Raw genomic sequence first — 18,714 nt, forward strand, 5'->3', positions numbered from 1 at the left:
TACTTTACAGCGCGTCCAGAAGTTCGGCGCCGGCGCGCGCGATCTCGCCGTCCTGGGCCGAGGGCGCGCCGGCCACGCCGATCGCGCCCAGGCTCTGGCCCTGCGCCTGCAAGCGCACGCCGCCTTCGATCGGCAGGCTATGCGGCAGGCCCAGCACCACATGGTGGCCCTGGCTCAGCAGCTCCTGATGGAACACGGTATCGCGGCGGTAGTTGGCGGCGTGCTCGGCCTTGCGGATCGCGACTTCGACGCTGGAGTTGGGCGAGCCGTCCATGCGTTGGAAGTGCAGCAGGCGGCCGGCGTCGTCGACGATCGCGATCGAGACGTTCAAGCCGTCGGCGATGGCGCGCGCCTCTGCGGTCTGGGCGATGCGCCTGGCCGCCGCCAGGCTGAGCGTGGTACGGGTCGACAGCAGTTCCTTCATGGGCGATACCGTGGCGATGGCGTGAGAGGGAAGCACCGCATCCTATGCCGGAGGGCGTGGGCCTGGATCGGGAGGCGACGACGCGTCCGCTGCGATCCGGTGCTGCGCAGTGGTGCGGTTCGCCTGTGGCTCACCGCACCCTACGGTTCTCGTAGGGTGCGGTGGCAACCGCAGCGGCGCGCGACTACGCGGCTTGCCGCAGCACGGTCAGCAGACCCTTGGCCGCGGCCAGGCGCGCCGGCGCATCCGGCAGGTCGAGCTTGATCTTGAGTTTGTCGGCGCCGTCCATCTGGTAGAGCTTGGACTGGGTCTGGATCAGGCGGATCACCGCCATCGGGTCGACGTTGGGTTTCTCGATGAACTGCACGCGGCCGCCCTTCTCGCCCAGGTCGAGCTTGCGGATGCCCAGTTCGGTCGCGGCCAGTTTCAATTCGGCCACCGCGAACAGGTGCTTGGCCGCGTCCGGCAGCAGGCCGAAGCGGTCGATCATCTCGACCTGCAGTTCGCGCAGGGCGTCGACGTCGCGCGCGCCGCTGACGCGCTTGTACAGGGTCAGGCGCGTGTGCACGTCGGGCAGGTAGTCGTCGGGAATCAGCGCCGGAATGTGCAGTTCGACCTCGGCGCCGCGCGCTTCGACCGAATCCACGTCGGGAAGCTTGCCCTGGCGGATCGAACGCACCGCGCGTTCCAGCAGTTCGGTGTAGAGGCTGAAACCGACTTCGGCCATCTGCCCGCTCTGGTCCTCGCCCAGCAACTCGCCGGCGCCGCGGATTTCCAGGTCGTGGGTGGCCAGGGTGAAGCCGGCGCCGAGTTCGTCCATGGCCGCGATCGCGTCCAGGCGCTTGCGCGCGTCGGGCGTGATCGAGCGCTTGTCCGGCACCACCAGGTAGGCGTAGGCGCGATGGTGGGAACGGCCGACGCGGCCGCGCAGCTGGTGCATCTGGGCCAGGCCGAACTTGTCGGCGCGGTTCATGATGATGGTGTTGGCGTTGGGGATGTCGATGCCCGATTCGATGATCGTGGTCGCCAGCAGCACGTTGAAGCGTTGCTTGTGGAAGTCGAGCATCACCCGTTCGAGTTCGCGCTCGGCCATCTGGCCGTGGGCGACGCCGATGCGCGCCTCCGGCACCAGCTCCTGCAGCTGGCGCTGCATGCGGCCGATGCTTTCGACGTCGTTGTGCAGGAAGTAGACCTGGCCGCCGCGCGCGAGCTCGCGCTGGAAGGCCTCGCGCAACTGGGCGTCGTCCCAGGGCACGACGAAGGTCTGCACCGCCAGGCGATGCGCGGGCGGGGTGGCGATGATCGACAGGTCACGCAGGCCGGCCATGGCCATGTTGAGCGTGCGCGGGATCGGGGTCGCGGTCAGGGTCAGCAGGTGCACGTTGGCGCGCAGCGCCTTCAGCGCTTCCTTCTGGCGCACGCCGAAGCGTTGCTCTTCGTCGACGATCACCAGGCCCAGGTCGGGGAAACGCACGTCGGGCTGCAGCAGGCGATGGGTGCCGACGATCACGTCGATCTTGCCCTCGGCGAGCTTCTCCAGTTCGGCCTTGATCTCCTTGGCCGTTTTGAAGCGCGACAGCACTTCCACCCGCAGCGGCCAGTCGGCGAAGCGGTCGCGGAAATTGCGGTAGTGCTGTTCGGCCAGCAGGGTGGTCGGCACCAGCACCGCGACCTGCTTACCGGCGGCGGCGGCGACGAAGGCCGCGCGCACCGCGACCTCGGTCTTGCCGAAGCCGACGTCGCCGCAGACCACGCGGTCCATCGGCTGGCTGCTGCCGAGGTCGCGGATCACCGATTCGATCGCGGCGTGCTGGTCCGGGGTTTCCTCGAACGGGAACGCGGCCGCGAACGGTTCGTACATGACGCGGTCCACGTCCAGGGCCAGGCCGGCGCGGGCCTGGCGCTTGGCCTGGATCTCGAGCAGTTCGGCGGCGACGTCGCGGACCTTCTCGGCGGCTTTCTTCTTGGCCTTGGTCCACTGCTCGCCGCCCAGCGAATGCAGCGGCGCGGTTTCGACCGATGCGCCGGAGTAGCGGCTGATCAGGTGCAACTGCGCGACCGGCACGTACAGGCGGTCGCCCTTGGCGTATTCGATCTCGAGGTATTCACCGGGTTGTCCGCCGGCTTCCAGCACGATCAGGCCGCGATAACGGCCGACGCCATGGTCTTCGTGCACGATCGGCGCGCCTTCGGACAGCTCGCCCAGGTCGCGGATGATCGCTTCGGGCTCGCGTCCGACGCGCTTGCGCCGGCGCGGTTGCGAGGCGCGGTCGGGGAACAGCTGGCGTTCGGTCAGCGTCGCCAGGGCCGGTTCGGTCAGGGCGAAGCCGTCGTCCAGCGGCGCCACCGCGATCGCGAAGCGGCTGTCGCCGGTCGCGAACGCGCTCCAGTCGCCCAGCACCTGCGGGCGCAGTTCGGCGGCCAGCAGCAATTCCAGCAGCGCCTCGCGGCGGCCGGCGCTGTCGGCGGCGATCAGCACGCGGCCGCGGTAGCTGCCCAGGAAGGATTTCAGCGCCTGCGCGGGCGCCGCGTCCTTGGCCGCGACCGGCAGCGCCGGCGCCGGCTGGTCGCCGAGCGCGAGCGCGCGTTCGCGTTGCGGATGGCCGTCGCCGCAGACCTCGACCCGGTCGCCGCGGTTGAGGCGTTCGCGCAGCGCGTCCGGCGACAGATACAGCGCGTCGGGCGGCAGCAGCGGGCGTTCGAGGTCGTGGCGGCGCTGTTCGTAGCGCTCGCCGGTGTGGGTCCAGAATTGCTCGGCGGCCTCGAACGCGCCGTCGCCGATCACCGGCAATACGTTCGCGGCCAGGTAGTCGGACAGGGTCGCGGTCTCGCTGAAGAACAGCGGCAGGTAGTACTCGATGCCCGACGGCGCCAGGCCGGCCTTGAGGTCCTGATAGAGGCCGCTGCGGCGGGTGTCGAGATCGAAACGGTCGCGCAGCGCGTCGAGTGCGCGCTTGAGCGATGCCTCGTCCAAGGGCACTTCGCGGCCGGGCAGCAGGCGCACCGCTTCGATCTTGTCCAGCGAGCGTTGCGATTCGGGATCGAAGGCGCGGATGGTGTCGATCTCGTCGTCGAGCAGCTCGACCCGGAACGGCGAGTCGGCGCCCATCGGGTACACGTCGAGCAGACCGCCGCGGACCGCGAAGTCGCCCGGGTCCAGCACCTGCGGCACGTTGCGGTAGCCGGCCGATTCGAGCCGGCGCTTCTCCGCGTCCAGGTCCAGGCGCTGGCCGACGCGCACATCGAAACTGCCGCCGACCACGTGCTTGAGCGGCGCCAGGCGTTGCAGCACGGTCTGCACCGGGACCACCACGATGCCGCGTTGCAGGCTCGGCAGGCGGTGCAGCGCGGACAGGCGCTGCGAGACGATGTCCGGGTGCGGGCTGAACTGGTCGTAGGGCAGGGTTTCCCAATCCGGGAACGGCAGCACCGGGATCGTGTCGTCGTCGCCTAGCAGGGTGCGCAGGTCGGATTCCAACTGGTGCGCGGCGTGGTTGTCGCGCGCGATCGCGAGCACCGGACCGGCATGTGCGGCCGCGGCGGCGGCGAGGTGGAAGGCCAGCGCGGACGGCGAGGCCGGCGCGCGCCACCAGGCGCGCTGTTGGCCGGGTTTGGGCAGCGGCGGGGCGGGAAACGGAAACTTGGGCATCGAAGCGGCGGTCATCGGCAAAAACGAATGCGGCGCCGGCGGCCGTTCGCCACCCGCGCGTAGGGACTTCGGCCTTGCGCGAGCGCGGCCCAAGCATGTGCAGGCGGATCGCGCAGCGACGGAAGGCGCTGGCGGGACTGCCCGGTCGAACAGGGCGCCGAGTGTACGCGAGCGCGGTGAGCGGCTCGTGCGCAGTCGGACGGGGTTCGATATACGCGGTCGCTGTCGCAGGGGTTGAGACGGATGCGGCTGGTGGGAGGTCGAGGCGATACCGCTACCGTCGGATGCCTCCCCCTGTGGGAGCGGCGTGAGCCGCGATTGCGTGGTGCCTCGGGGCGCGCGTCACCGTTCGGGTTGGCGCGATCGCGGCTTACGCCGCTCCTGCAGAAAGCGGAGGGCTCCCGCAGAAGGCTGACCTTCCCCACAAAAACGATTGTCGGCGCGAATGCTTTGCCTTCGTTCATAAAAATAGCTTGCAATTAAATAGCGTGCTATGTAAATTGCGACCCCATGAAGCCGCACACCCCCAAACCGACCCCCGAGCCCTTGACCGCTGCCGCCCCGCAGCCCTCGCTGAAACTCGACGACCAGCTCTGCTTCGCCCTGTATTCGACCGGGCTGGCCTTGAACAAGGTCTACCGCAAATTGCTGGCGGGCCTGGGCCTGACCTATCCGCAGTACCTGGTGATGATGGTGCTGTGGGAGCGCGACCAGGTCACGGTGTCGGAGATCGGCGAACGCCTGTTCCTGGACTCGGCCACGCTGACCCCTTTGCTCAAGCGCCTGCAAAGCGCGGGCCTGATCAGCCGCACCCGCGCCCAGGCCGACGAACGCCAGGTGATCATCGCCCTCACCGAGACCGGCCGCGCGCTGGAACGGCCGGCGCGTGCGGTGCCGATGGGCATCTTCGGCGCTGCCGGCTGCGCGCCCGAGCAGCTCGGATCGATGAAGTCGCAGCTGGAATCGCTGCGCACCAACCTGATGCGGCACGCCTGAGCGCGGCGCCAGACACGCGACGTTCCGGACCGTCCCGGATTGATCGACCGATCACGAACCACGAATCGCGAAACCGGCGACGGTTTCGCCAACCACGAACCGACCCAACCCCACCCAGGAGCCATCTCATGTCCCTCGACCAAGTCCTCTACACCGCCCACGCCATCGCCACCGGCGGCCGCGACGGTCGCGCCGTTTCCTCCGACAACGTCCTCGACGTCAAGCTGACCACCCCACGCGAACTCGGCGGCGCCGGCGGCGACGGCACCAATCCCGAGCAGCTGTTCGCGGCCGGCTATTCGGCCTGCTTCATCGGCGCGCTGAAGTTCGTCGCCGGCAAGGAAAAGATCGCGCTGCCGGCCGATACCTCGATCGAAGGCGCCGTCGGCATCGGCCCGATCCCGGCCGGCTTCGGCATCCAGGTCGAGCTCAAGATCTCGCTGCCGGGCCTGCCGCGCGAACAGGCCGAAGCGCTGGTCGAGAAGGCGCACCAGGTGTGTCCGTACTCGAACGCGACCCGCGGCAACATCGACGTCACCCTGACCATCGTCTGATCGCGGTCGAAGCAGGCAATACCGGATCCCGGCGCGGCGACGCGCCGGGATTTTTCGTGTGTGACTCCTGGGTGCGGGCTAGGGCCGCGCTTCCAGCACCAGGTTGAACGGTGTCTGGGTGGCGCGGCGGAAACGGCTGAAGCCGCCTTCGCTCATGACTTGCTGCAGCCGCGCTTCGCCGGCTTGCGCACCCAGCGCCGGACCGTTGCGCGCCAGCGACACCGGCACGCAGATCTGCGAGGACGCGCCGTAGTACACGCGTCCGACCGGATTGAGGTTGTCCTCGACGCGGTCGCCGGCGAAGGGTTCGACCAGCAGGCAATGGCCGTCGGGCTTGAGCGCCTGGCGCGCGTGGCGCGCGGCGCCGACCGGGTCGCCCATGTCGTGCAGGCAATCGAAGAAAGCGATCAGGTCGAAGTTGCGGCCGGTGTAGCTGCTGGCGTCGGCGACTTCGAAATAGGCGTTGTCGATGCCGGCGTCTTGGGCGCGGCGGCGCGCGGTCTCGATCGAGGCGGCGTGGTAGTCGTAGCCGATGAAGCTGGTGTTGGGGAAGGCCTTGGCCATCAGCGTGGTGCTGGCGCCGTGGCCGCAACCGACATCGGCGACCTTGGCGCCCTGGCGCAGTTTGTCGAGCACGCCGTCCAGCGCCGGCAGCCATTCGTTCAGCAGGTGCGCGTTGTAGCCGGCGCGGAAGAAGCGCTCGGTGCCCTGGAACAGGCAGGGGTGGTGTTCGCCCCATTCCATGCCGGCGCCGGTGCGGAAATTGTCCTTGGTGCGTTCCAGGGCATGGAACGCGGCCTCGACGATGGAATAGGCGCCGGGCAGATCGACCGGTCCGCCGGGGTCGGCCAGGCACAGCGCCTGTTCCTCGCTGAGCGAGTAGCGGCCGTTGCCGGCGTCGTACTCCACGTAGCCGCCGGCGGCCTGGTTGCCCAGCCACTCGCGCACGTAGCGCTCGTTGGTGCCGGTGCGCGAGGCCAGTTCGGCCGGACTCAGGGCTTCCTTCGCCAGCGCCCGGTAGTAGCCGAGCTGATCGCCGACCAGCATCAGCGTGGCGCTGATCGAGGCGCCCAGGTCGCCCACGGCGCGGCCCAGGAATTCGTTGAGGCGTGCTTCGTCGATGCTCATGTCCGCGTCCTGAACGGTCCGTCCCTGGACGCGCGGCAAGCCCTGCCGCAGGCCCCTGTGTGCATGAGAGCCAACGTGGCGGGCGCGTGGCGGCGGACAGCCGTCGGTCGGAGTTGGCGGGAGAGCGCAGCAGGCGAGGGCAGCGGGCGTGCCCGCCGCCGCTCAGGCCGGGTCGGGCTTGCGCAGGTCCAGGGTGACCCGGATCAGGCCGGGCGCGTCCTGCTGGAACTCGCGTTCGAAGCCCAGCGACTGGGCCAGCGCCAGCATGGCGTGGTTGTGTTCGAACACGTCGCCGTAGATGCGCTCGACCTTCTTGCCGCGCGCCCACTTCACCAGCCGGGTCATCAGGTAGCGGCCCAGGCCCATGTTGGCGATGTAGCGGCTGACCAGGATCGCGAACTCGGCATCGCGGCCGTTGTCGTCGATGGCCACGCGCGCGACTGCGCCGACCAGGGCTTCGCCGGGCGGCAGCGGTTCGGCGGCGACCAGGGCGAATTCGGTCTTGGGATTGACCCGGGTGAAGCGCTCGGCCATCTCCGGGGTGAGTTCTTTCACCGCGTAGAGGAAACGCTGGCGGACTTCGTCGGGTTGCAGCAGGCCGAAGCCGGCGCGCAGGGGATCGGCGTCCTCCGGTCGGATCGGACGGATGAGCACTTCGCGTCCGTTGGGGAGACGCTGGCGCTCGTGCCAGGGCGGGAGTCTTTCGCGCGCGGCCATATCGGGATATTGGCACACTGGAGGCGGTTGCGGCTTCATTCTGGACTCACATGGACGAAAAATCGCTACGCGCCTGGGTCGGCGGCTGGCCCGGGGTGGTCGAGGACCTGAAGTGGAAGGAGGTAACGGTCTTCAGCGTAGGCGGACGCATGTTCTGTGCCTGCCGGCTGCAGGGGCCGGACCCCGGCGGGATCAGTTTCCGGGTCGAGGACGAGCGTTTCCTGGAGCTGACCGAACGCCCCGGCTTCCGTCCGGCGCCGTTCCTGGCGCGCGCGCACTGGGTCAACGTGCTGCGTCCCGACGCGCTGCCGGTCGCGGAACTGCGTGCTTTGCTGCGCCGCAGCTACGAACTGATCCGGGCCCGGCTGAGCAAGAAGCTGCAGCGCGAACTGGCCGACTGACCGCCCCATCGCAAGGCTCGCGCGCGCCGTCGGAGCGGTCGCGCGCGGATGCTAGACTCCCGCGCTTCCGATCCCAGGAGCACGTTTCCCATGGCAGGTGGTGGTGATTCGACCCGCGCGATCCTGTTCGCGCTGGGCGCCAATTTCGCGATCGCCGTGTCCAAGGGCGTGGCCGCGTACTTCACCGGTTCCAGCGCCATGCTGGCCGAAACCGTGCACTCGCTGGCCGACTGCGGCAACCAGCTGCTGCTGTTGCTGGGCATGCGCCAGGCCAAGCGGCCGCCGTCGCCGGACTACCCGCTGGGCTACGGCAAGGCGATCTACTTCTGGTCGTTCCTGGTCGCGGTGATGTTGTTCACCGTCGGCGGCATGTTCTCGCTGTACGAGGGCATCCACAAACTGCAGCACCCCGAACCGCTGAAGCAGTGGTGGTGGGCGGCCGGCGTGCTCACCTTCGGCATCGCCGCCGAGGCGGTGTCGATGCGCGCCTGCCTGGTCGAGGTCAACAAGGCGCGCGGCAAGCGCAGCCTGTGGCAGTGGTTCCGCGAGAGCCGCCAGGCCGAACTGGTGGTGATCTTCGGCGAGGACCTGGCGGCGCTGTTCGGCCTGGTGTTCGCGCTGGCCGCGGTGATGACGGCCGTGGTCACCGGCAACCCGATCTGGGACGCGGTCGGTACCATCGCCATCGGCGCGCTGCTGATCGTGGTCGCGGTGTTCGTCGCGATCGAGGTCAAGGCGATGTTGATCGGCCAGAGCGTCGACCCGGCCCGCCAGCAGCAGATCCGCGACTTCCTCGACACCCGTCCGGAGATCGCCCAGGTCATCAGCCTGATCACCCTGCAGCTGGGCAACGAGGTGATGGTCTCGGTGCAGGCGCGCATGCGCGAGGAGCAGAGCGTCGCTGCGCTGACCGACCAGATCAACGCGGTCGAGCGGGCGATGAAGCAGGCCTTCCCGGAAGTGCGCTGGAGCTTCTTCGAGCCGGACACCAAGGCCGGGCTCTGAGGCGCACGCACATACGAAAAAGCCCGGCTCCGGCCGGGCTTTTTCGTTGAGCGCCGCACCGTGTCGGAGACGATCAGGCGTCGGGCCGGACCAGCCACTGCAGGTGCGAGCTGGCCGCCGGCGTTTCGCCCAGGGCCTGGGCCAGCAGCGGCAGCACCGCCGCCAGGGTCTGGTCCAGCTGCCAGGGCGGATTGACCAGGAGCAGGCCGCTGCCGTTCATGCGCAGCGGCGAATCGTCGGCGCGCACCAGCAGTTCGGCGGCCAGCACCGACTTGGCCGGCAGCGCGGCGGCGCGGCGGTAGAACGGCTGCAGCGAGCGCCGCAGCTTGATCGGGTACCACAGCGCATAGCTGCCCTGCGGCCAGCGCCCCAGCGACTCGCGCAGGGCGCCGATGGCGGTGTCGAACTCTTCCAGCTGGGCTTCGTAGGGCGGGTCGATCAGGACCAGGCCGCGGTTGTAGCGGGTCGCGCCGATCTTCGGCGGCAGCAGCGCCTTGAGCCCGGTGTAGCCGTCGCGCGCATGCACGGCCACGCGCGCGTCGCGGGCGAAGTTGCTCTTGAGCTGCGCGGCTTCCTCCGGCTGCAGCTCACAGGCGGCGATGCGGTCGTCGGCGCGCAGGGCGTGCGCCAGCAGCCAGGGCGAGCCGGGGTAGACGGAGGCGCCATGCTCGGCGCGGCAGGCCTTGACCGCGGCCAGGTAGCGCGCAATCGCCGGATGCTTGGGCGCCTCGGCCTGGAGCCGGGCGATGCCGCCCTCGGCCTCGCCGGTGCGCAGCGCCGAGTTGCCGTCCAGCGGATACAGCCCGCGTCCGGCATGGGTATCCACCGCGAACAGCGGTGCCGGCTTGACCGTGAGAGCGTCGCAGAGCGCGAGCAGGGCGACGTGCTTGAGCACGTCGGCATGGTTTCCGGCGTGGAAGGCGTGACGATAGTTCATGCGCATAGGGTACCCGTCCACGCCGGCGCTTGTTCTATGCTTGCCGCGCCTCAACCCCTCGAACGCGCCCCATGCCCCGTATCCTGCTGGTCGACGACGAACCCGCGATCGCCGCCACCGTGCTCTACGCGCTGCGCGCCGAGGGTTTCGAGGCCGAGCACTGCCTGACCGGCGGCGAGGCCCTCCGCGAGGCCCAGCGCCGGGCCTACGACCTGGCGGTGCTCGACGTCGGCCTGCCCGATATCGGCGGTTTCGCCCTGTGCCGCGAGCTGCGCCGCGAGCGCGACCTGCCGGTGATCTTCCTGACGGCCCACGACGCCGAAGCCGATCGCATCCTCGGCCTGGAGATCGGCGCCGACGACTACGTGACCAAACCGTTCTCGCCGCGCGAACTGGTCGCGCGCGTGCGCGTGGTGCTGCGCCGCGGGCGCGCGCCGGCCGCAGCGCCTGCCGCGGCCGAGACCGCGTTCCGCCACGACCCGGAAGGCAAGCGCATCCGTTACCGCGGCCAGGCCCTGGACCTGACCCGCTACGAGTACGGCCTGCTGGCCGCGCTGCTGCAGCGCCCCGGCGCCGTGCTGTCGCGCGCCCAGCTGATGGACCGGGTCTGGGGCGATGCCCTCGACAGCGGCGACCGCACCGTCGACACCCACATCAAGACCCTGCGCGCCAAGCTGCGCGAGGTCGACGGCGAATCCGATCCGATCCGCACCCACCGCGGTCTGGGCTATTCCCTGGATGTGGGCTGAGATCGATCCATGAAGATCAATCCATGAAAGTCCGCCCATGAAGATCGGCCTGCGCATCTTCCTCGGCTATTTCGTCATCGTCGCGCTGGCGGCGCTGCTGCTGACCCGGGTGTTCCTGGCCGAGGTCAAGCCGGGCGTGCGCCAGGCCATGGAAGACACCCTGGTCGACACCGCCAACGTGTTGGCCGAGCTGGCCACCGACGACTTCCTGGCCGGGCGCATCAACGACGGAAACTTCGCCCGGCGCGTACGCGAACTGCGCGGCCGCGATTTCGGCGCCGCGATCTGGGGCTTCGGCAAGCGCGCCTCGAACTACCGCGTCTACATCACCGACGCGCGTGGCACGGTGGTGTTCGACAGCACCGGCCAGGCCCTGGGCCGCGACTACTCGCGCTGGAACGACGTCTATCTCACCTTGCGCGGCCGCTATGGCGCGCGTTCGACGGCGGCCCGGTACGACGACCCGAACTCCACCGTGATGCACGTGGCCGCGCCGATCCGCGATCCGGCCGGACGCATCATCGGCTCGCTGACCGTAGCCAAGCCCAACAGCACCATCGCGCCCTTCATCGAGCGCAGCCAGCGCGTCGTGCTGCGTTGGGGCGGGGTGCTGATGGGCGCGGCGTTGCTGATCGGCTTGATCGCGACCTGGTGGCTGTCGCGTCAGCTCAACGGGCTGCGCCGCTACGCGCACGAGGTCAGCGCCGGCCGCCGCGCCGAGCTGCCCGCGGCCGCCGGCGAGTTCGGCGAACTCGGCCGCGCCTTGGAGAGCATGCGCACCCAGCTCGAAGGCAAACAGTACGTCGAGCAGTACGTGCACACCCTGACCCACGAGATGAAGAGCCCGCTGGCGGCGATCCGTGGCAGCGCCGAGCTGCTGGAGACGCGGCCCGGCGAAGCGCCGATGGCCGAGGAGGACCGTGCCCGTTTCGCCGCCAGCATCCGCCGCCAAAGCGACCGCCTGGCGCAGATGATCGACAAGTTGCTGGCTCTGGCCGCGGTCGAGCACCGCCAGCGGCTGGAGAAACCCGAACCGGTCGATCTGGCGGCGATCGCGCGCGAAGCCGCCGAGCAGTGCGCGCCGCGCCTGGCCCAGGGCGGGCTGCGGTTGACGCTGGACCTGGCCGAAGACCTGCCCCTGCTGGACGGCGATCCCTTCCTGTTACGTCAGGCCCTGGTCAACCTGATCGACAACGCCGCCGATTTCTCGCCCGCGCAGGGCGAGATCGCGCTGCGTCTGTACCGCGACGGCGACGCCCAGCGCGTCGATGTCGGCGACCGCGGCACCGGCGTGCCCGATTTCGCGCTGCCGCGCGTGTTCGAGCGCTTCTACTCGCTGTCGCGCCCGGCCGGCGGCAGCCGCAGCAGCGGCCTGGGGCTTTGTTTCGTCGCCGAAGTCGCGGCGCTGCACGGCGGCCACGCCGCGCTCAGCAACCGCGACGGCGGTGGCGCGCTGGCCAGCCTGGTGCTGTCGCGTGGACTGTGAGGCGCCGCTGGCGAGCAAGGAACTAGCGACCAAGGAACTAGTAACTAGGAACTAGCAACTAGTAAAAGCCTCGCTTTTCACTAGTTCCTCGTTCCTGTTTTTCTTAGTTCCTAGTTCCTAGTTCCTAGCTCCTAGCTCCTAGTTCCTAGCTCCTAGCACTTCACCGACGCTTCACCGTTCCCCCATCGTCCCCACCCAGGGCCTGTCGATCCTGCCGTCACCGCAACGACAGGAGAGCGACATGCGACTTTGGCTGAAAATATTTCTGGTGCTGGGGATGACCCTGGCGATCTTGATTCCGCTGCTGATGATCCGCGGCGTGATCACCGATCGTCAGGCCTACCGCACCCAGGCGGTCGCATCGATCGCGCGCAGCTACGCCGGCGCCCAGGCCTTCACCGGTCCGGTGCTGGTGGTGCCCTATACCGACACCGTCACGACCGAGGAAAAGGACGAGAAGGGCTTCGTGCGCAAGGTCGTGCATGAACTGCCCGGCCGCTGGACCTATTTCCCGAGCACCCTGGACGTGCGCGGCCCGCTCAAGCCCAGCACGCGCCGGCTCGGCCTGCACGAGGTGCGGGTGTACGAATGGCAGGCCCAGGCCAAGGCCGAGTTCCGCGCCGAGGTGCCCAAGACCGCGCCGCCGCTGGGCCACACCCGCAAGATCGGCCAGCCCTGGCTGAGCTACGGCTTCGCCGACGTGCGCGGCCTGCTGTCCACGCCGGTGCTGCGCATCGACGGCAAGGCGGTCGAGGTCGAGGAGGGCATGGGCAGCCGCGACGGCGGCGGCGTGCACGCGCGGCTGGCGGTGCCGGAGCCGGGTCAGCTGCTGAATCTGCGCGCCGAGCTGGACTTCAACCTCGGCGGCACCGAATCGCTGGCGCTGGTGCCGCTGGCCAAGAGCAACCGTTTCGCGATCCAGTCGAGCTGGCAGCACCCGCGCTTCGGCGGCAGCTTCCTGCCGCGCACCCGCGACATCGGCGCCCAGGGCTTCAACGCCGACTGGCAGGTGTCGTCGCTGGCGACCAGCGCACAGCGCCAGTTCCTGGACGGCAAGACCATGCCCAGCGTGGAAGGCGGCGAGGACAGCGGCAGCGACACCGTCGCCACCGGCGGCATCGACGCGGTGGCGGTGGCCCTGGTCGATCCGGTCAACGTCTATTCGCAGGCCGATCGCGCCAGCAAGTACGGCCTGCTGTTCGTGCTGCTGACCTTCGTCGGCTTCTTCATCTTCGAGCTGATCAAGCAACTGCCGATCCACCCGATCCAGTACGGCCTGGTCGGCCTGGCCCTGGCGATCTTCTTCCTGCTGCTGGTCAGCCTCAGCGAGCACATCGCCTTTTCCTGGGCCTATCTGGCGGCGAGCGTGGCCTGTATCGGGCTGCTCGGCTTCTACCTGAGCGCGGTGTTGCGCAGCGTCGGCCGCGGCCTGGGCTTCGCGGCCATGCTGGCGACGCTGTACGGCGCGCTCTACGGCCTGCTGGTTTCGGAAGACAACGCGCTGGTGATGGGCGCGGGCCTGCTGTTCCTGATCCTGGCCGCGGTCATGGTGATCACGCGCAAGGTCGATTGGTACCAGCTCGCCGGTTCGCGTCCGCTGGCACGTTGATCTGGAGTGGTGGTGCGACCGCGGGCAGGACGCCCGCGGTCGCTTTTTGCGTTTTCATGGAGGCCGGCGATGAACGCTTACCGCCAATCGGACTGCTGCTGCGCCGGTCGGTTACCGGCGCTCGCGCCCGCGCATTGGCCTAAACTGCAGGCCATGAACGCGTCCATGATCGAAGTGCGCCGCTACTCGGGTGAGGCGATCGCTCCCTATCTGGACGACCTCGCGCGGCTGCGCATCGCGGTATTCCGCGAATGGCCCTACCTCTACGAAGGCGACCTCGCTTACGAGGCGGAGTATCTGCAGACGTACCTGCGTTCCTGGCGCAGCATCGCGGTGCTGGCCTTCGACGGCGCGCAGGTGGTCGGCGCCTCCACGGGATTGCCCTTGAGCGACGAATCCGACGCTTTCCTGACGCCGTTCGCCGACAGTGCGGTGGATTCCCAAAAGGTGTTCTATTGCGGCGAGTCGGTGCTGTTGCCGGCGTACCGCGGCCGCGGTCTGGGTCATCGCTTCTTCGATGAGCGCGAGGCGCATGCGCGTTCGCTCGGCGGTTTCGACTGGACCGGTTTCTGCGCGGTCGAACGCGCCGCCGACGATCAGCGGCGGCCGCCGTTCCAGCGCAGCAACGACGAGTTCTGGGGCAAGCGCGGCTATCGCCAGCGTCCGGAGCTGCGTGCCAGCCTGCCGTGGCGCGAGATCGGCCGCGGCGAAGTCGCGCACAGCCTGGCGTTCTGGCTGCGGCCGCTGGAGCGGCAGCGTTGAGGGTCGCGGTCGCCAAGTACGCGATCGATGCGCCGCGCAGCTTCGCCGAATTCGCCGACAAGCAGGCGCGCTGGCTGGGCGAGGCCAAGCGCGCGGGCGCTCAGCTGGCGGTGCTGCCTGAGTACCTGGCCCTGGAGCTGGGCGCGACCTTCGGTGCCGCGACTCAGGGCGATCTGCACGCCTCGCTGGTGGCCATCCAGGCCTATCACGGCGCCTGGCTCGAACTTTACGGCCTGCTCGCGCGCGAGCTGCGCATGCATGTGGTCGCCGGCAGCTTCCTGCTCGACAACGGCCGCGGGCGCTACCGCAATCGCAGCTACGCCTTCGCTCCCGACGGCGGCGTGCTGTGGCAGGACAAACTGCAACTGACGGGTTTCGAGAAGCGCGCCGCGGTGATCGAAGCCGGCGACGCGCTGCGCGTGTTCGCGCTCGAGGCTACGCGCGTGGGCATCGCGGTCTGCTACGACATCGAGTTCCCGCTGCCGGTGCGCGCGCAGTGCGAGGCCGGCGCGCGCCTGCTCGTAGCGCCCAGCTGCACCGACACCGAGGCCGGCGCCACCCGCGTGCGCGTGGGCTGCCTGGCGCGCGCCCTGGAGAACCGCTGCTTCGTCGCCCAGGCGGTGACCGCGGGCGACGCGGCCTGGAGCCCGGCGCTGGACGTCAACACCGGCGAGGCCGCGATCTACGCGCCGATGGACGTGGGCCTGCCCGCCGACGGCATCGTCGCGGTCACCCGCGGCGATCAGCGCTGGGCGGTGGCGGATCTGGATTTCAACGCGTTGGACGCCAGTCGCGATCGTGCGCAGGTCGCCAACGATCGCGATTGGCGGGGGCAGCAGGCGCCGGCGATCGAGCGTGCGGCGTTTGCGGAGTGGGGGTGAGTCTTCGATCGCCCGGCTCGTGGAGACCCTCACCCCAACCTCTCTCCCGCGGGCGGGAGAGGGGCTAAGTGCAGGTTGTGGCTAGCGCAGCGAACTGCAGGATCGCGACGACGGGACTCAAGCGAACAGCGACACCCCGGGCACCAGCCACAGCGACAAGCCCGCCAGCGCGCTGCCGATTGCCGTCGCGGCCAGTACGTCGCTGGGGTAGTGCAGGCCGAGCACGACCCGGGACAGCGCGACGCTGGCGGTGAAGGGCACCAGCAGCCAGGCCAGCAGCGGGTAGTGCGCCATCGCCACCAGGCTGAAGGCGACCGCATGCAGGGTGTGGCCGGACGGGAAGCTGAATTCGTCCAGCGGCGCGACCCAGGCGTGGATGCGCGCGTCGGAGGCGAATGGCCGCGGGCGTCGGGTCCAGCGCTTGAGCAGCTTGTACAAGGTCAGCGCGATCACGCCGGTCGCGGCCAGATGGGCCGAGGCGAGCAGGCCGTCGTAGCCGTCGGCCACGATCAGCGCGCCCATCAGCATGTACCAGAACACGCCGTCGCCTAGGCGGCTGATCGCGGCGAAGTACACGCGCGACCCGCTGCGCTCGCAGACCCGGTTCGCGCGCAGGCACCAGCCGGAATCGCCGGCGTTGAAACGTTTGCGCAGCGGCATGCGATTCATACGACCTCCCGTTCGTCTTGCACAGACAGGGCCGCGCCGTGCCGCGGCGGGCGGCGCGGTGCGGTTTCGGCCAGCCCCGACAGCAGGGCATCGAAGTCGGCGGCGACCTGCTCCGGGCGCAGGCCGGAGATCGCGGCGCGGCCGGCGCGCGACATCGCGCCGCGCAGCGCGTCGTCGCCGCCGATGCGGACCGCGGCGGCGACGAAACCGGCGTCGTCGGTGTCGGCGACCGCGGCGCCGTGCTCGCCGTCGCGCAGGTGTTCGTGGGCGGCGCCGTAGTCGAAGGCGACCGTGGGCACGCCGCTGGCCATGGCTTCCAGGGTCACGTTGCCGAAGGTTTCGCTGCGGCTGGGGAACAGGAACAGGTCGCCGCTGGCGAAGTGTTCGGCCAGCGCGGCGCCGCGCTGCACGCCGCAGAACACGAAGTCCGGATGCTCGCGCTGCAGTCTGGCGCGGGCCGGGCCGTCGCCGACCCAGACGAAGCGCGCCTGCGGGCGTTGCTGCTGCAGGGCGCGGAAGGCGCGCACGGCTAGGTCGAGATTTTTCTCCGGAGCGATCCGGCCGACGTAGATCGCGACCGGGTCGGCCGCGTCGGCGCCCCAGGCCTGGCGCAGGGTTTCGCTGCGGCGGCTCGGATCGAACAGCGCGGTGTCGACCGCGCGCGGCAGCCGGACCACGTCGGAGAAGCCTTGCGTGCGCAGGAACTCGGCCAGTTCGCGGGTCGGCACCAGGGTGGCGTCCGCGCCGTTGTGGAAGCGGCGCATCCAGCGCAGCGCGGTGCCGACCAGGAACGGCGCGCCGTAGTCGCGCATGTATTCGTCGAAGCGGGTGTGGAAGCCGGTCGCGACCGGCACGCCCAGGCGCCGCGCCGCACGCAGCGCCGACCAGCCCAGCGGGCCTTCGGTGGCGACATAGATCGCATCCGGCGGTTGCGCGCGCCAGGCTTCGGTCAGGCGTCGCGTCGCCGGCAGGCCCACGCGCAGACCGGGGTAGCGCGGCAGCGGCAGGCTGCGCACCAGCAGCTCGTGGGCGGCGCTGCTGCGTTCGTGCAACTGGCGCGGGCGCACCAGGGCGACCTGGTGGCCGCGCGCGCGCAGACCCTGCTCCAGACCTTGCACGGTCAGAGCGACGCCGTTGATTTCCGGCGGGTAGGTCTCGGTGACGATCGCGTAGCGCATGCGCGGCTCCCGGTTTGGGCAAGCCTGTTCGCAAGTCGTTAAGCGGCTATGTCAGGGCCATGACCGCGGCGTGACGCGCGATGGCCGGGCTTTGCGACGAAACCCTGGATACGGCGACGAACCGGATTGACAGGAAAGGCCGTTTCGACTGTACTAGTTACAACAGTACAGTTAGTACAGTCCAGGACGCCCTGATGGCCCGTACCAGCCCCCTGATGATCCAGATCGCGACCGGCGATCCGCGCCCGATCGGCAAGCAGATCGCCGACGGGGTGCGCATGAAGATCGCCACCGCCGAACTCGTTGCCGGCGACAAGCTGCCCAGCGTGCGCGGCCTGGCCCAGCAGCTGGCGATCAATCCGAACACGGTCGCCAAGGCCTACGCCGAGCTGACCGCGGAAGGCTGGCTGGAGTCGCGCCAGGGCCTGGGCCTGTACGTGGCGCCGGTGCGCCAGCGCCTGAGCGAGTCCGAGCGCGAGCGCCGCCTCGAGGACGCCGTGCAGCGCTTCATGCAGGACGTGATCGCGCTGGGCTACGCGTCGGAGGAGCTGCAGGCGCGCCTGCAGCGAGAGTTTCTCGCGCTGGTTCCACGCAAGACCGCCTGAACCCTGACGTCCGCTCCCACCCAGGCCCGCCGCCATGTCCGACAGCCACGACTACGTGATCCAGACCCAGGCGCTGAGCAAGCGCTACGGCCGCAAGCTCGCGCTGGACCGCCTCGACCTGCGCATTCCGCGCGGCGGCATCCACGCGATCGTCGGCGCCAACGGCGCCGGCAAATCGACCCTGTTCCGGATCCTGCTCGGCTTCCTGCCGCCGAGCGCGGGCACGGCCGCCATCCTGGGCCGCGACAGCCAGCGGCTCACGCCTGGCGACCGCGAGCGCATCGGCTTCGTCAACGAGGAGCACACCCTGCCGGGCTGGATGCGGGTCGCTGCGGTGGTCGACATGCACCGGCGCCAGTACCGGCGTTGGAACGAAGCCGCGTTTCGCGGCGTGCTCGACCACTACCACGTGCTGCCGGAACAGAAGGTCGGCCAGCTCTCTCGCGGCGAACGCGCCGGCCTGAACCTGGCGATCGCGCTGGCGCAGGGGCCGGAACTGCTGGTGCTGGACGAGCCGACTCTGGGCCTGGACGTGGTCGCCAAGCGCGCGTTCCTGGAGTCGCTGATGTACAGCAACAGCGGCGACGACTGCACCGTGGTGTATTGCTCGCATCAGATGGAGGAGATCGAGCGCGTCGCCGACAACCTCATCATCCTTGAGCGCGGCCAGCTCAAGAACATGTCGGCGCCGGAGGATTTCTGCGCGCGCGTGCGGCATTGGATCGCCGATATCCCGTTCAAGGGGCCCGATCCGCGGACCGTGCCCGGTCTGTTGCAGGCGCAGCGCCTGGACGGCCTGCATCACTACCTGGTGCTGGACCAGGACGAGGACTTCGCCCAGTTCCTGCGCGCCAACGGCGCACGCTCGGTGCAAAGCATGCCTGTCGGCCTGGACCGCGCGGTCAACGGCTTCCTGGCCAAGAACCACGCCGCACCGCCCGCCGCCATGGACGCGGCGGGCTGA

The 18,714-nt window shown here is 69.5% G+C and carries 18 protein-coding genes; 11 read left to right on the forward strand and 7 right to left on the reverse strand.

Features of this window, described 5'->3' with window-relative positions; translation table 11 throughout:
• Positions 1–4: 4 nt before the first annotated feature.
• Both ASD78_RS16585 and mfd read right to left on the reverse strand, forming a co-directional pair.
• Positions 5–424 carry a heme-binding protein gene (locus tag ASD78_RS16585; RefSeq protein ID WP_056103440.1) on the reverse strand — a complete coding sequence of 140 codons (420 nt, stop codon included), beginning with the start codon at positions 422–424 and terminating at the stop codon, positions 5–7.
• Positions 425–608: 184 nt separating this feature from the next.
• On the reverse strand, positions 609–4,073 hold the full coding sequence (mfd, locus tag ASD78_RS16590; RefSeq protein ID WP_056103859.1) for a transcription-repair coupling factor: 3,465 nt from the start codon (positions 4,071–4,073) through the stop codon (positions 609–611).
• 510 nt (positions 4,074–4,583) lie between these two features.
• Between mfd and ASD78_RS16595 the strand changes: the two genes are divergently transcribed.
• Together ASD78_RS16595 and ASD78_RS16600 are read left to right on the forward strand one after the other, a co-directional pair.
• The gene (locus ASD78_RS16595) at positions 4,584–5,069 is read left to right on the forward strand and encodes a MarR family transcriptional regulator (protein ID WP_056103442.1); all 486 of its coding nucleotides are present in this window, start codon (positions 4,584–4,586) and stop codon (positions 5,067–5,069) included.
• Between the two features lie 128 nt (positions 5,070–5,197).
• Complete coding sequence (locus ASD78_RS16600; protein ID WP_056103445.1) at positions 5,198–5,623, forward strand: organic hydroperoxide resistance protein; 426 nt, start codon at positions 5,198–5,200, stop codon at positions 5,621–5,623.
• 78 nt (positions 5,624–5,701) lie between these two features.
• Here ASD78_RS16600 and ASD78_RS16605 read toward each other — a convergent pair whose 3' ends face one another.
• Positions 5,702–6,751, reverse strand: a complete 1,050-nt coding sequence (locus tag ASD78_RS16605; protein WP_056103449.1) for a class I SAM-dependent methyltransferase — start codon at positions 6,749–6,751, stop codon at positions 5,702–5,704.
• Between the two features lie 162 nt (positions 6,752–6,913).
• On the reverse strand, positions 6,914–7,468 hold the full coding sequence (locus tag ASD78_RS16610) for a GNAT family N-acetyltransferase (RefSeq protein WP_055909481.1): 555 nt from the start codon (positions 7,466–7,468) through the stop codon (positions 6,914–6,916).
• A gap of 50 nt (positions 7,469–7,518) precedes the next feature.
• Between ASD78_RS16610 and ASD78_RS16615 the strand changes: the two genes are divergently transcribed.
• Together ASD78_RS16615 and ASD78_RS16620 are read left to right on the forward strand one after the other, a co-directional pair.
• Positions 7,519–7,869 carry an MmcQ/YjbR family DNA-binding protein gene (locus ASD78_RS16615; protein WP_055909484.1) on the forward strand — a complete coding sequence of 117 codons (351 nt, stop codon included), beginning with the start codon at positions 7,519–7,521 and terminating at the stop codon, positions 7,867–7,869.
• 90 nt (positions 7,870–7,959) lie between these two features.
• On the forward strand, positions 7,960–8,874 hold the full coding sequence (locus ASD78_RS16620) for a cation diffusion facilitator family transporter (RefSeq protein WP_055909487.1): 915 nt from the start codon (positions 7,960–7,962) through the stop codon (positions 8,872–8,874).
• Positions 8,875–8,947: 73 nt separating this feature from the next.
• On the opposite strand, the gene rlmJ is transcribed toward ASD78_RS16620, so the two are convergent.
• Positions 8,948–9,811, reverse strand: coding sequence for a 23S rRNA (adenine(2030)-N(6))-methyltransferase RlmJ (gene rlmJ / locus ASD78_RS16625; protein WP_056103861.1), 864 nt, complete (start codon positions 9,809–9,811; stop codon positions 8,948–8,950).
• A 71-nt stretch (positions 9,812–9,882) separates the two neighbouring features.
• Here rlmJ and creB point away from each other — a divergent pair, with 71 nt between their 5' ends.
• From creB to ASD78_RS16650, 5 genes are all read left to right on the forward strand, one after another.
• Positions 9,883–10,560, forward strand: coding sequence for a two-component system response regulator CreB (creB, locus tag ASD78_RS16630; protein ID WP_056103452.1), 678 nt, complete (start codon positions 9,883–9,885; stop codon positions 10,558–10,560).
• 37 nt (positions 10,561–10,597) lie between these two features.
• A complete protein-coding gene (creC, locus tag ASD78_RS16635) occupies positions 10,598–12,046 on the forward strand; it encodes a two-component system sensor histidine kinase CreC (RefSeq protein ID WP_056103455.1) in 1,449 nt (482 codons plus the stop codon).
• Between the two features lie 241 nt (positions 12,047–12,287).
• Positions 12,288–13,655 carry a cell envelope integrity protein CreD gene (creD, locus tag ASD78_RS16640; RefSeq protein WP_056103459.1) on the forward strand — a complete coding sequence of 456 codons (1,368 nt, stop codon included), beginning with the start codon at positions 12,288–12,290 and terminating at the stop codon, positions 13,653–13,655.
• A 153-nt stretch (positions 13,656–13,808) separates the two neighbouring features.
• Positions 13,809–14,417: a GNAT family N-acetyltransferase gene (locus ASD78_RS16645; protein ID WP_056103462.1), complete on the forward strand. Its 609-nt coding sequence runs from the start codon at positions 13,809–13,811 to the stop codon at positions 14,415–14,417.
• Positions 14,414–15,298: a carbon-nitrogen hydrolase family protein gene (locus ASD78_RS16650; protein ID WP_055909505.1), complete on the forward strand. Its 885-nt coding sequence runs from the start codon at positions 14,414–14,416 to the stop codon at positions 15,296–15,298. Before ASD78_RS16645 ends, ASD78_RS16650 begins: the two co-directional genes overlap by 4 nt.
• Before the next feature lie 117 nt (positions 15,299–15,415).
• Here ASD78_RS16650 and ASD78_RS16655 read toward each other — a convergent pair whose 3' ends face one another.
• Both ASD78_RS16655 and ASD78_RS16660 read right to left on the reverse strand, forming a co-directional pair.
• Complete coding sequence (locus ASD78_RS16655; RefSeq protein ID WP_156087856.1) at positions 15,416–15,958, reverse strand: phosphatase PAP2 family protein; 543 nt, start codon at positions 15,956–15,958, stop codon at positions 15,416–15,418.
• 5 nt (positions 15,959–15,963) lie between these two features.
• A complete protein-coding gene (locus ASD78_RS16660) occupies positions 15,964–17,145 on the reverse strand; it encodes a glycosyltransferase family 1 protein (protein ID WP_056103467.1) in 1,182 nt (393 codons plus the stop codon).
• Between the two features lie 194 nt (positions 17,146–17,339).
• Between ASD78_RS16660 and ASD78_RS16665 the strand changes: the two genes are divergently transcribed.
• The gene (locus tag ASD78_RS16665) at positions 17,340–17,750 is read left to right on the forward strand and encodes a GntR family transcriptional regulator (RefSeq protein ID WP_055909513.1); all 411 of its coding nucleotides are present in this window, start codon (positions 17,340–17,342) and stop codon (positions 17,748–17,750) included.
• Positions 17,751–17,784: 34 nt separating this feature from the next.
• Positions 17,785–18,714, forward strand: a complete 930-nt coding sequence (locus tag ASD78_RS16670) for an ABC transporter ATP-binding protein (RefSeq protein ID WP_055909517.1) — start codon at positions 17,785–17,787, stop codon at positions 18,712–18,714.

The sequence above is a fragment of the Lysobacter sp. Root667 genome (assembly GCF_001427715.1).
GTDB lineage: Bacteria > Pseudomonadota > Gammaproteobacteria > Xanthomonadales > Xanthomonadaceae > Lysobacter.